At 47.5% G+C, this 12,394-nt stretch carries 12 protein-coding genes; all 12 read left to right on the forward strand.

Going from position 1 to position 12,394, the window contains the following annotated elements:
* The first annotated feature begins 2 nt into the window (after nt 1–2).
* The 12 genes from hisF (at nt 3) to NSQ57_RS00935 (ending at nt 12,301) form a co-directional block, all read left to right on the forward strand.
* Entirely contained in the window at nt 3–761 is a 759-nt protein-coding gene (gene hisF / locus NSQ57_RS00880; RefSeq protein ID WP_342425501.1) for an imidazole glycerol phosphate synthase subunit HisF, read from the forward strand.
* Nucleotides 758–1,498, forward strand: a complete 741-nt coding sequence (hisIE, locus tag NSQ57_RS00885) for a bifunctional phosphoribosyl-AMP cyclohydrolase/phosphoribosyl-ATP diphosphatase HisIE (RefSeq protein WP_069012126.1) — start codon at nt 758–760, stop codon at nt 1,496–1,498. The genes hisF and hisIE overlap by 4 nt, the downstream gene beginning before the upstream one ends.
* A 36-nt stretch (nt 1,499–1,534) precedes the next feature.
* On the forward strand, nt 1,535–2,359 hold the full coding sequence (gene hisJ, locus NSQ57_RS00890) for a histidinol-phosphatase HisJ (protein ID WP_069012124.1): 825 nt from the start codon (nt 1,535–1,537) through the stop codon (nt 2,357–2,359).
* Between the two features lie 235 nt (nt 2,360–2,594).
* Nucleotides 2,595–4,364 (forward strand): tetratricopeptide repeat protein, encoded by a 1,770-nt coding sequence (locus tag NSQ57_RS00895; RefSeq protein ID WP_165149358.1) that lies wholly within the window; start codon nt 2,595–2,597, stop codon nt 4,362–4,364.
* Between the two features lie 39 nt (nt 4,365–4,403).
* Nucleotides 4,404–5,357 (forward strand): thioredoxin-disulfide reductase, encoded by a 954-nt coding sequence (gene trxB, locus NSQ57_RS00900; RefSeq protein WP_029518998.1) that lies wholly within the window; start codon nt 4,404–4,406, stop codon nt 5,355–5,357.
* Nucleotides 5,358–5,649: 292 nt separating this feature from the next.
* On the forward strand, nt 5,650–6,600 hold the full coding sequence (locus NSQ57_RS00905) for an ROK family glucokinase (RefSeq protein WP_029518997.1): 951 nt from the start codon (nt 5,650–5,652) through the stop codon (nt 6,598–6,600).
* 65 nt (nt 6,601–6,665) lie between these two features.
* Nucleotides 6,666–7,565 carry an RNase adapter RapZ gene (rapZ, locus tag NSQ57_RS00910; RefSeq protein ID WP_013308254.1) on the forward strand — a complete coding sequence of 300 codons (900 nt, stop codon included), beginning with the start codon at nt 6,666–6,668 and terminating at the stop codon, nt 7,563–7,565.
* Between the two features lie 12 nt (nt 7,566–7,577).
* Nucleotides 7,578–8,564 carry a YvcK family protein gene (locus tag NSQ57_RS00915; protein WP_023986485.1) on the forward strand — a complete coding sequence of 329 codons (987 nt, stop codon included), beginning with the start codon at nt 7,578–7,580 and terminating at the stop codon, nt 8,562–8,564.
* A 5-nt stretch (nt 8,565–8,569) separates the two neighbouring features.
* Nucleotides 8,570–9,514 (forward strand): DNA-binding protein WhiA, encoded by a 945-nt coding sequence (whiA, locus tag NSQ57_RS00920; protein WP_029518996.1) that lies wholly within the window; start codon nt 8,570–8,572, stop codon nt 9,512–9,514.
* A 136-nt stretch (nt 9,515–9,650) separates the two neighbouring features.
* Nucleotides 9,651–9,920, forward strand: coding sequence for an HPr family phosphocarrier protein (locus tag NSQ57_RS00925; RefSeq protein WP_013308257.1), 270 nt, complete (start codon nt 9,651–9,653; stop codon nt 9,918–9,920).
* 271 nt (nt 9,921–10,191) lie between these two features.
* The gene (locus NSQ57_RS00930) at nt 10,192–10,953 is read left to right on the forward strand and encodes an SIMPL domain-containing protein (RefSeq protein WP_029518994.1); all 762 of its coding nucleotides are present in this window, start codon (nt 10,192–10,194) and stop codon (nt 10,951–10,953) included.
* A 241-nt stretch (nt 10,954–11,194) separates the two neighbouring features.
* Nucleotides 11,195–12,301, forward strand: coding sequence for a DUF4163 domain-containing protein (locus tag NSQ57_RS00935; RefSeq protein WP_069012119.1), 1,107 nt, complete (start codon nt 11,195–11,197; stop codon nt 12,299–12,301).
* Nucleotides 12,302–12,394 lie beyond the last annotated feature (93 nt).

Below are 12,394 nucleotides of genomic sequence, written 5' to 3' on the forward strand. Positions count from 1 at the left end.
GCATGCTGGCTAAACGTATTATTCCCTGCTTGGATGTAAAGGATGGCAGGGTGGTTAAGGGCGTTAATTTTGTGAACCTACGCGATGCAGGTGATCCGGTGGAATTGGCGGCGCTTTATGACCGGGAAGGGGCAGATGAAATCGTATTTCTGGATATTTCTGCTTCAGTTGAAGGGCGTGCCACCATGGAAGAAGTAGTTCGTCAGACAGCCGGGGAAATTGCCATTCCTTTCACCGTAGGTGGCGGGATATCTCATGTCGATGATATGAGACGCATTTTGCGTGCAGGGGCTGATAAAATCGGCGTAAATACGGCGGCTGTCCGTAATCCTCAGCTGATTGCGGAGGGGGCGCGCAGCTTTGGCTCACAATGTATCGTTGTTGCCATTGATGCCAAGTACAACGAGGCGTGGGGCGAGTGGGAAGTATATACCCACGGAGGCCGCACGCCATCTGGTATTCGCGCCTTGGCCTGGGCCAAGGAAGCTGAACAGTTGGGAGCCGGTGAGATTCTGCTGACCAGCATGAATGCGGACGGAACCAAGGACGGCTTTGACCTGCCGCTGACTTCTGCGGTATCGGATACCGTCGGAATTCCAGTTATTGCTTCTGGCGGAGCAGGCAAACAGGAGCATTTCTATGACGTGTTTACGGCGGGCAGAGCGGATGCTGGATTAGCAGCAACGATTTTTCACTATAAAGAAATAGGAATCCCTGACCTAAAACGGGATTTGAAGCGCAGAGGAGTGGAGATACGATGAGCAACGAATTGAACCAACAGCTATCTCTGGAGCAGATACTGGATAATGTCCGCTGGAATGAGGTGGGTCTTGTCTCGGCGATTGTGCAGGATGATGCCACCCTTCAGGTGCTTACGCTGGCCTACATGAACCGCGAGTCGCTGAAACTGTCTTTGGAGTCGGGAGAGACCTGGTTCTGGTCTCGTTCCAGACAGGAGCTGTGGCACAAGGGGGCTACTTCAGGGAATACGCAAAAAATCACTTCCATCCAGTTGGATTGTGACGGTGATGCTCTGTTGATACGTGTCATTCCGAACGGTCCTGCCTGTCATACAGGAGCAACGAGCTGCTTTTTCCGTGATATTTCCGCGCCAGGGACGGCTGTAGCACCTGTTGCAGGAAATGCAGGAGACCACACGCTGGTAAATCAAACCGATGATATTTCCAATGCTTCAGCAGACCGCTTTGAGGTACTTGCCCAGCTGGAGGCGATTATTAAGGAGCGCGAAGAGACACGTCCTGAAGGGGCCTATACGACCTATCTTTTTGATAAAGGTGTAGACAAAATCTTGAAAAAGGTTGGCGAAGAAGCATCCGAGACGATCATTGCCGCCAAAAATAAAGATAATGATGAACTGCGCCTGGAGGTTAGCGACCTGATTTATCACCTGCTGGTGCTGTTGCAGGAGCGCAAGCTACCGCTAGATCACGTGCTGGCTGAGCTGAATCGCCGTCATGAACGACCTCGTCGTGATTAGTACGATTTGTTGTAGTGTTGAAAGGGGGAGGATCGCATGAAAATTGACTATCATACGCATCACGCCCGCTGTGGGCATGCCATAGGGAGTCTGGAAGAGTATGTACAGCAGGGAATTCGGCTGGGGCTGGATCAGCTCGGCTTGTCCGATCACATGCCACTACTGCATGTAAAACCGGCTGACTATTACCCGGAAATGGCGATGCCTATGGAGGAGCTGCCCCGATACGTGGAAGAATGTTTGGAACTGAAGGAACGTTTTAAAGAGCAAATTGATATTCGTGTTGGCTTGGAAGGCGACTACATTGAGGGCTGGGAACGAGAAATCGAAGATATCATCACCGCGTATCCCTGGGATTATGTGATTGGTTCCGTCCATTTTCTAGGTGAATGGGATATCACGGACTTCCGTCAGGTACACCATTGGGAAGGCAAAAATGTGCTTGAGGTGTACCGCACGTATTATAATGCGGTTTCTAAGGCGGCAGCTACCGGTTTGTATGACATCATGGGGCATTTGGATGTCATTAAGCGCTTCGGCTATCATCCGAAGCCGGAGGAAATGGAGGAGCTGCGTGAACTGGAGCGCTCCGCACTCTCAGCCGTTGCCCGCAGCGGTCGGGCGATGGAACTGAATGCATCAGGGCTTTCGAAGCCCTGTGCTGAGATGTTCCCGAGCCGCCGCATGCTGGACGAAGCTTTTTCGCTAGGCATCCCGCTGACCGTAGGATCGGATGCCCATGATCCGGCGAAGCTGTCCGAGCACTTGGAGAAGGCACGCGCGCTTCTATATGAAGTCGGCTATCGCGAGCTTGCCGTATTTCAGCATCGCGAGCGCTCGCCGGTGCCGCTGACGCTTTAATTATTACGTTTATTGGGTCTAAGTATCATATCCAGTGGCTAGCCGAACGCTCCTTATTTATACAGGGAAAAGCGTTCGGCTATTTAGCGTATTCTTGTATATATATCTATCGTATACGAGCATATATCCGTTTTTTGGAATGAGGTAGGATCGACTGTCAAGTCGTTTTGAAGTTGTGGTATACTGAAGGGTATGAACATGTCAGTTACTTTTAAAGGAGGTGCCTTGGTTATTTATGAAAGGGAAACATCTGCGAGTATCGGAACCTAGCCCTAAGATTATTGCTTTGCGTTTCGACGCATCTTTCTTTTTTGAGAAAGCTGTGCGCTCGCTTGATCGCAATCATTATGACAAGGCATTGAAATATTTTCGCAAAGCCGTTGAATATGAACCGGATAATCCGGTGAATCATTGCAATATGGCGGGTATATTATCAGAGATGGGGGATTATGCAGGTTCGAATGAGATCCTGTCCTCTGTTCTGAGTGACGTAGACTCGTCGATGACAGAGTGTTATTTCTATATGGCGAATAATTACGCTAATATGGAGCAGTTTGAAGAAGCGGAGAAAGCATTGGTCACGTACCTGGAGGAGGACGAAGAAGGCCAGTTTCTTGATGAAGCGGAGGAAATGATGGAGCTGCTGTATTATGAGCTGGACCGTCCAACGAAGCTGAACCGCATTAAGGCCCGGCAGGGAGTAGTAGAGCATGATCAGGCTCGTGTCCTGCTGGAGGAGGGGAAATTTGCTCAGGCAGCCCAGTTGCTCAAGCAAATTTCAGAGGAACAACCGGATATGTTCGCTGCGCGAAATAATCTGGCGTTAGCGTATTACTACATGGGATTGTTCCAAAATGCTAAGGCTACCATTATTCAAGTGTTGGAGGATGAGCCGGGGAATTTACACGCATTGTGCAACTTGGCGATCTTTTATCAGCACGAGGGCGGCGGCCCGGAATTGGATCGTCTGGTGCAGACTTTGGCGGTCACTATACCGTTTCAGGAGGAGCAGGTATTCAAGCTGGCGACCACTATGGGCATTCTCGGACGCCATGAGGAGGCCTACAGACATTTCCGCAGGTTGCTTCATGGCGATGGAGAGAACAATGCGGACGCTTCTTTGTACCATTACACGGCGGTAGCTGCCAGCAATACGGGAAGATATGCGGAAGCACGGCGGTTGTGGAGTCATTTGCAAAAGCAGGATGCTTCCTCGGAAGTTCCGCGGTTTTTCCTGTCCCGACTGGAGGAACTCCAGCAGGAGGGTACACCGCTGCAAGTGCTCAGCTATCATTATCATCTCCCGTTTGAGGAGCAATTCCGCATGTGGGAGAAGTTTGGTGCTGACCAGGTGCCTGACAGCATGAAGAAGGACCCGCTAATCCGGTCATCCTTCTTCTGGGCCTTGCGCCACGGGGACCGGGCGACTCAGCTTCAGGTCATTCAGGCGTTAAGCTTGATCGGTGATGATGAGGTGCGTCAGGCACTGGAGTCCTTCGTAGAAGACCCGGACCAGGAGGATGAGCTGAAACGCCGTGCCTTGCAAGTATTGCAAGAGCTGGCGGAGCAGGGTGAGCAGAAAATGTACCCGGAAACGGAACGTTCTGATCAGTTGGAGGTTGAGAACGATCCTCATACAATTGAAGGTGATGTATCTGCCTCCCCGGTTGATCCACAATGGCAGGCAGTGCTGGATAAGGTACTGACCGTTATGAGCAAGCCATCCGATCCGGTCATGCAGCACGACTTGAGATCGCTGTGGCTGGAGTATTTGGATCGGCTTGCCCCGGAAGTTCCGATGGTTCAGCATACTGAGGGATGGGCAGCGGCGCTGGAATATTTGACTGCCAAAATGCATCATCATTCAGTCACCTATCAGGAAGTAGCCGATCGCTATGGTATTTCCGTATCGACCGTAAGCCGCTATGCACGCCAGATTGACAGCGTGTGTGGTATCAAACAGAAGCTGAAGCAGCCGCTCTCCACGTTTAAAAAGCAGGTCTGAGACCTGCTCCAAACATCACTTAAAGGAGGCAACAAACGTATGTATAAATCCATAATTATTGGTACAGGTCCTGCAGGCTACACAGCGGCTATTTATTTGGCACGTGCTAACATGAATCCGCTGATCATTGAAGGGATGCAGCCCGGTGGGCAGCTTACTACAACGACCGAAATTGAAAATTTTCCGGGTTTTGAGCAAGGTATCCTCGGGCCTGAACTGATGGATAATATGCGCAAGCAGGCTGAACGTTTTGGCGCTGAATTTACTTCCGGTTGGGTAGAGGAAGTGGATTTTAGCAAACGTCCTTTTAAAGTGAAGGTAGAGGGTAAAGGCATCATTGAGGCGGAGTCGGTCATTATTGCTACAGGTGCGTCCGCCAAATATCTTGGTATTCCGGGTGAGCAGGACAATGTAGGTCGCGGAGTCAGCACTTGCGCAACTTGCGATGGCTTCTTTTTCCGCGGGAAAAAGATTGTCGTGGTTGGCGGTGGCGATTCAGCCATGGAGGAAGCGAGCTTCTTGACCCGTTTTGCTTCCAGTGTAACCTTGGTCCATCGTCGCGATGAGTTGCGGGCATCCAAAATTATGCAAGATCGCGCGCGTGAGAACGAAAAAGTACATTGGGCATTAAACCGGACTCCTCTGGAAGTTGTGACGGGAGAATCTGGTTTAAAGGGTTTGAAGGTACACAATAATGAGACCAATCAGGATGAGCTGATTGAGGTAGATGGCGTGTTCGTAGCCATCGGGCATACACCGAATACAGGTTTCCTGAACGGACAAATCCATACGGATGAACACGGCTATATTGTAGTGAAGCCAGGCACAACGGAAACGAACATCCCCGGAGTTTTTGCCTGTGGGGACGTACAGGATAATCGTTACCGTCAAGCGATTACGGCTGCGGGAACGGGCTGTATGGCGGCTATGGACTGCGAGAAATATCTCGAAGGCAGTGCTGTTCACGACTGGAGCGAAACACTGGATCAATAAAAGCGTGTCTATAGTACACAAAAAGGCTAACGGGAGAGCGAAGGAAACCTCTGTTATGCCACATCTTTTGTTCAGGAAGAGAAAGCCTGCTGCGTTTGCACGGGCTTTCTCCTTTTTATGGGTGCATAAGGTTAAAAGTTCCTCTAATCGTACACTTTTCAACAAGGAAGTGTCCTTGACCGTAACGAGGGCTTCAATTATAGTTGGAACGTAGGATTACTATTATGAAGTAGGAATTATAAGCATATATTTCATACCAGGTTTTTAAGTAAACATAAAGGTGGCTTGGAACATGTCTGAAAGTATCTATGTGGGTGTCGATTTGGGCGGTACAGCGATTAAAGTAGGCATTTGTAATGAGAACGGACAGCTTTTGCACACATACGAGGGACCAACCGAAACCGATAAAGGTGTAGATGTTGTCATTGGTAATATCGAAAAATATGTGCGGCACATTGTTGAGGAATCTCCTTATGAGTGGGATCAACTCAAGGGTGTCGGTGCAGGCGTTGCAGGTTTTACGAATGTTCGTGATGGTATTATTGTCCTCGCTCCTAATATTGGCTTTCGTGACGTACCGATCCGTGCGCTCCTAGAGAACCGGATTGGCAAGCCTGTGAAAATAGACAATGATGCGAATGTTGCTGCGCTAGGTGAGGCTTGGGCTGGTGCAGGCAAAGGCATCGAAAACTGCGTATGCTATACCCTGGGAACAGGAGTAGGTGGCGGTATTATTATAAACGGTAGAATATACCAAGGTTCTTCAGGCATGGCCGGGGAAATTGGTCATATCAGCGTCGTACCTGATCTGGAGGCAATTCAGTGTGGATGCGGCAAAATGGGTTGCTTGGAAACTGTATCTTCTGCAACAGGCATCATTCGTATGGCCAAGGATGCTGTGGAACGTGGCGACCGGACCTCTCTGGCGCTGGAGGATCAAATTGCCGCCAAGGAAGTATTTGATGCTGCTAAAGCCGGGGATGAAGTCGCACTGCGTATCGTGAACCGGGCTGCCTTTTATTTGGGGAAATCCATGGCAGCGGTTGCCGCTGTGCTTAATCCAGAGTTGTTTATTATAGGCGGCGGTGTTTCTAAAGCAGGCGACTTTTTGTTTGAAGAGATGCGTCGCGTATACGCCAAGCTGGCACCTGAACCGCTTCAAAAAGGTGTATATATCGTACCAGCGGTGTTAGGCAATGACGCGGGTGTTGTAGGGGCTGCAGGGTTGCTGCTACGCTCCTGACCACAGGTTACTGATAATACGGGTACTGGCATAGAGCGAAGAAGCAAAAGGAGAGGGAAGTCCATATGACAGATAACCTAAAAAATGCTGCGCCGTGGGCAACGCTCATTATTATTACGGGGATGTCAGGCGCAGGGAAGACCATTGCGGTTCAGAGCCTGGAAGACTTGGGCTTCTTCTGTGTTGATAATTTGCCCCCTGTACTGATTCCCAAATTTGCAGAGTTGATTGAGCAGTCTAATGGTAAAATAGGCAAGGTTGCACTCGTCATTGATTTACGCGGACGAGAATTTTTCACTGCCTTGTCGGAATCGTTGAATTATATTAAAGATCATTTTACGATTCATTGTGAAATTTTATTCTTAAATGCGAATGATGGCGTTCTCGTACAGCGGTATAAGGAAAGTCGTAGACGTCATCCGCTGGCTCCAGACGGTATGCCTTTGGATGGGATTCGGTTGGAGCGCAAGATGTTGGAAGAACTAAAAAGCTCGGCTACACAGGTTATTGACACAAGTGTGATGAAGCCTGCAACTTTAAAGGCAAGGATTATTTCACGATTTTCTCATCTGGAGAGCAGTATGCTTTCCGTGAACATTACTTCTTTTGGCTTCAAGTATGGTATTCCCATTGATGCCGATCTTATATTCGATGTGCGCTTCCTGCCTAATCCCCACTATGTGGATCAACTACGTCCCCACACTGGACAGGATAGCGATGTATATGATTATGTCATGAAATGGCCCGAGACTCAGGCATTCTTGACCAAGTTGCTGGATATGTTACACTTTTTGATTCCGCAATATCGCAAAGAAGGCAAAAGCCAGGTCATTATCGGCATTGGCTGTACTGGCGGTAAGCATCGTTCTGTTGCAATATCGGAGTATTTAGGAAAAATGCTGGGTGCCAGCGAGACAGAATCTGTTTCTGTTTCGCATCGGGATGCTGATCGGGACCGGCATTAATGAGGTGAAATCATGAAAGAGACCGGATCACAACGGGAGCGCCCACGTATAGTTGTTATGGGCGGCGGAACCGGCTTGTCCGTCATGCTGCGGGGCTTAAAGCAAAAGCCGCTAGATATTACGGCTATTGTTACAGTCGCTGACGATGGCGGAAGTTCCGGGATTTTGCGCAGTGAGCTGCAGATGCCCCCCCCAGGGGATATTCGCAATGTGCTGACTGCCTTGGCTGACGTGGAACCAGTGATGTCAGATATGCTGAAATACCGTTTCGGTGCGGGATCAGGATTGTCAGGCCATAGTCTGGGCAATCTGATTTTAGCAGCGATGACCGATATATCGGGAGATTTTGTAACGGCGGTGCGTGAGCTTAGCCGTGTATTTGCTGTCCGGGGACGTGTGCTGCCAGCAGCCGAGGAAGGCGTTGTGCTAAGCGCCGAAATGGAGGATGGCACGGTGATTACCGGAGAGTCCAAGATCCCAGAAGCGGGCGGACGAATCAAACGCGTCTTTCTTGAACCGACTCACGTGGAGCCGTTGCCTGAGGCTGTAGAGGCCATTAATGAAGCTGATGCGATTTTGATTGGCCCCGGCAGTCTATATACCAGCATATTACCGAATTTGCTTGTACCTAAACTCGCTGAAGCTGTAGTGAAATCAGACGCTATCAAAATATTTGTCTGTAACGTTATGACCCAGCCTGGTGAAACCGATGGCTATACAGTAGGAGACCATCTGCAAGCTATTTTTGAGCATGTAGGGCATCATCTCTTCGACTATGTCATTGTAAATAACGGAGAAATTCCACCCCAAGTACAGGAAATGTATGCCGAGCAGGGAGCCAAGCCAGTTCAAGTAGACATGGGCGAGCTGACCGACCGGGGATATAAAGTGGTGGCAGATACATTAGTTCTGTTCCGCACGTATTTACGGCATGATGCAGACAAATTGAGCCAGCATATTTACCAATTGGTACAAAACTGGATATTAAGAAGGAGGTGAGTCCCTTGTCCTTTGCGGCACAAACGAAAAAAGAGCTTACGATGATTGAAAGCCAGTCCTGCTGTGAGAAAGCGGAACTATCTGCGCTCATACGTATGCTCGGATCCGTACAACTGTCGAATAAAAGGGTGATATTGGACGTGTCCACAGAAAATGCCGCGATTGCAAGGCGGATTTACTCCTTGATCAAGAAGCATTTTCAACTTCATATCGAACTGCTTGTACGGAAAAAAATGCGCTTGAAAAAAAATAATGTGTACATTGTCCGTATTCCTAATGATGTGCAACAACTGCTAAAGGATCTTTATATCGTCTCAGAAGGTTTCTTGTTCACTGACGGGATTAATCGGGATATTGTTCGGAAAAACTGTTGTAAGAGAGCTTATTTACGGGGCGCCTTTATGGCAGGTGGCTCTGTCAACAATCCTGAAGGATCATCTTACCACCTTGAAATTTCTTCGATGTATGAGGAGCATTGTCAGGCACTCGTTGATCTTGCGAATGAGTTTCATCTAAATGCTCGCTGTATTGAGCGAAAAAAGGGTTTTATTCTCTACATCAAGGAAGGCGAGAAGATCATTGAGCTGCTTAGCATCATTGGGGCGCATCAAGCCTTGTTCAAATTTGAAGATGTACGCATTATGCGCGATATGCGCAATTCCGTGAATCGTATTGTCAATTGTGAAACGGCTAATTTGAACAAGACAATTGGAGCTGCTGTCCGGCAAATTGAGAATATTAAGTTGCTGGAGAGAGAAGTTGGCTTGGAGACCTTGCCGGATAAACTGCGTGAAGTGGCAGAAGTTCGGCTCGCTCATCCCGATTTGAATTTGAAAGAAGTCGGGGAAATGCTCAAAGGGGTCGTGAGTAAATCGGGTGTAAATCATCGGCTTCGCAAAATTGATGAGATGGCTGACAAAATCAGGGGCGAAAATGGCCTGATTCCGTAAAAAGAATGTTGGTGGGGCTTTTAGCCCCAGTTTTTTTAGTTTTTTTTCTAGTGTCTGTCCCGGGTTAATGTTATAATGTGATAAATAAAATGGAGTAAGTAGTGTCCAGATTTATTTGATGAGGGGGTAAGCTGACATGTCAAAACATCCGGTAGTCGTACGTTTGAAAACAGGACTGCACGCCAGACCTGCTGCGTTGTTCGTACAGGAAGCGAATAAATATTCATCTGAGATTTTTGTGGAAAAAGATGACAAAAAGGTTAATGCCAAGAGCATCATGGGTATTATGAGTCTTGCCATCAGCACAGGTACTGAAATCAATATTAGTGCTGAAGGTGCGGATGCCGAACAGGCTGTAAACGCTTTAGTAAGTCTGGTTAGTAAGGTAGAGCTGGAAAATCAATAAACAAAGAATTGCTTGTAATATAGTGTATGATCTTAGTGAAAAGCCCCTTTGGGGCTTTTTTTATATCCAGAAAAAAATCCTTCGAACACTCCTCAGCTAACTGTTTTATTGTGGATTTATTGGATATAGAGGCCGTATTAAGTTCAAACTATAAATAATGAAAATCCTCGTGGTCATGCTCTGTTTCGGAAATTTGTACGCTTGGCTGCAACCTTTTTCCGTCTTTTCCGTCTGGAAGGTACAAACATTTACTAGAAAGAGGTTGAATTCAATGAGACTTTGGACAAAAACAGTAGCCACAGCAGTTCTCACAGGTGCATTAATAGCAGGGGGAGTAGCAGGAGGATTATGGACAGGGGCAGATCGTGCTTATGCTGCGTCAACAGCTTCGACGGTAAACGGTGTAATTAATGTGACTGGAAGCGGGGAAGTATTGGCAAAGCCCAATATTGCTTATCTCTCTATCGGTGTACAATCGGAAGGGAATACGGCAGCCGCTGCTCAAAAAGCTAATGCTACAAAATTGAACAAGGTTACACAACTGCTGAAAGAAAAGTGGAGCATCAGCGGAGATGACATTCAGACCAGCCAGTTTTATGTACAGCCTAACTACACCTATAACGAAAAAGAAGGGCAGAAGCTCAAAGGCTACACTGCCAACCATACAATTTCCGTTAAATACCGCGATTTGGATAAAATAGGTCAGTTGTTGGATGAGGCGACCAAGTCCGGAGCCAATAACGTAGATAATATTCGTTTTTCCGTGGAAGATCCTTCGACTTATGAGGAAGAAGCCATTACTAAAGCATTGGGAAGCGCACAATCTAAAGCTAGTGCTGTAGCTAAAGCGGCCAAACGCGGATTAGGTGCTCTTGTGAATGTGACGGTAGATGGCGGAGAAGCACAAGTCTTTACACAACGTGAAAATGCCATGTCAAAATCGCTCATGGATTTAGCAGGTAGCGGGACAGAGATACAATCGGGGCAAGTAACAGTGAAAGTTCAGGTGTCGGCTCAATACGAAATGAACTAATATAGATCATCAAACGAAGCCACAAGCGGCCTGCATCATGCGCAGGCTGGCTTGCTGGCTTTTTTTGTATACCGAAACCTTTTTGTAATGAGTCTGTCATAGCTAAGGGTTACTAGGTGTACAGATTGAAATCGGGGAGTGTACAGATTGTAAACTACATACAATGGGGTATAGATATAATAAGTAAAGTGATTATTTACACATAGACAATACAGAAATAATAACAGGAGGAATACTTAATATGAATAAGCATACGAAAAAATGGGGTTCAGCACTGCTGGCAGCAGGGATTTTAGCAGGAGTCGCAGCTGTTCCCGTTTCATATATCCAGGCAGCATCGATTAAACAGCAGCAAGCGGCAACACAGCAACCAGGAATCACTATCCAATGGAATGGTAAAACGTTGCCCGCTAAAGGTGTTCAAGTGAACGGGAGTACAATGATTCCGGTGGCCGCACTGCGTGACAGCTTGGGGATTCCAGTAAGCTATGATGCGAAAGCAACGACATATACCGTAGGTAGCGGGTACAATAAACTTTACATTATGGCTTCTTCCTCGGATGCCTACGTCAACGTCAATGGAATCAATACACGTAGTATGGATGCCAAACAGATCGCTGGGAAGCTATACATTCCTATGAGTCTGTTGAAAGACTATCTAGGCATAGATGCTCAATGGAACGCAGCTCAGAAGACAGTAACGCTAAGTAAAAGTCAGCTAAACCCGATCACAATTGCGTCTCAAACACTTCCAGCTTCGAGTAATGCGAAGGTATCTTACAAAGTTAAGTATCCGCAAATCAGCGGCAGCCAGCTGAATCCTGAGGCAGAGCAGGCCATTAACCATGTGCTTAAAAAGCATGCAGAGGGTATATTGGCAGCAGGCAAAAAGATGGTGGCTGAGGGAGAGGCTACAACAGAAAGACCGTATGATTTCGAAAATGATTTTGCAATTGCCTATAACAAGGACGGTATTCTAAGTGTGATTATGCAGGATTACTCGTATATGGGTGGCGCACATGGAATGACGGTACGTAAAGGATATACGTTCTCGCTCGCTGATGGTAAACTGCTGCAGTTGTCTGACGTATTGAAGGCGAATCCAAATTACAAAAAGTTCCTCAATGCTGATTTGAAGAAAAAAATCGATGCGCTTCAGGCTGGTGAAGGATTCGGTAAATTTAAAGAGTTGGCGGCAGATCAGAATTTTTATGTGACGAACAGTGGAGTAACAATCGTGTTTGATTTGTATGATTATGCGCCATACGCGTATGGAATTCCGGAGTTTACCTACTCGTTCGGTCAACTGCTGCCTCAAGGCGGAAAGCCTTTTGCGGGACAGATTTAATAGTAGAAATGAGTAAGTTGGACTGTCTATACTCTAAAAAACAATAAAGCAAAAAAGCTGCCTACCGGATAATAACATCCGGAGCAGCTTTTT

The organism is Paenibacillus sp. FSL L8-0502, from assembly GCF_038593055.1.
Taxonomy (GTDB): Bacteria; Bacillota; Bacilli; order Paenibacillales; family Paenibacillaceae; genus Paenibacillus; species Paenibacillus polymyxa_D.

Excerpts from the sequence above, each read along its gene's own strand:
- hisF (WP_342425501.1), top strand. The coding sequence starts at position 3 with ATGCTGGCTAAACGTATTATTCCCTGCTTGGATGTAAAGGATGGCAGG.
- hisIE (WP_069012126.1), top strand. The coding sequence starts at position 758 with ATGAGCAACGAATTGAACCAACAGCTATCTCTGGAGCAGATACTGGAT.
- hisJ (WP_069012124.1), top strand. The coding sequence starts at position 1,535 with ATGAAAATTGACTATCATACGCATCACGCCCGCTGTGGGCATGCCATA.
- NSQ57_RS00895 (WP_165149358.1), top strand. The coding sequence starts at position 2,595 with ATGAAAGGGAAACATCTGCGAGTATCGGAACCTAGCCCTAAGATTATT.
- trxB (WP_029518998.1), top strand. The coding sequence starts at position 4,404 with ATGTATAAATCCATAATTATTGGTACAGGTCCTGCAGGCTACACAGCG.
- NSQ57_RS00905 (WP_029518997.1), top strand. The coding sequence starts at position 5,650 with ATGTCTGAAAGTATCTATGTGGGTGTCGATTTGGGCGGTACAGCGATT.
- rapZ (WP_013308254.1), top strand. The coding sequence starts at position 6,666 with ATGACAGATAACCTAAAAAATGCTGCGCCGTGGGCAACGCTCATTATT.
- NSQ57_RS00915 (WP_023986485.1), top strand. The coding sequence starts at position 7,578 with ATGAAAGAGACCGGATCACAACGGGAGCGCCCACGTATAGTTGTTATG.
- NSQ57_RS00925 (WP_013308257.1), top strand. The coding sequence starts at position 9,651 with ATGTCAAAACATCCGGTAGTCGTACGTTTGAAAACAGGACTGCACGCC.
- NSQ57_RS00930 (WP_029518994.1), top strand. The coding sequence starts at position 10,192 with ATGAGACTTTGGACAAAAACAGTAGCCACAGCAGTTCTCACAGGTGCA.
- NSQ57_RS00935 (WP_069012119.1), top strand. The coding sequence starts at position 11,195 with ATGAATAAGCATACGAAAAAATGGGGTTCAGCACTGCTGGCAGCAGGG.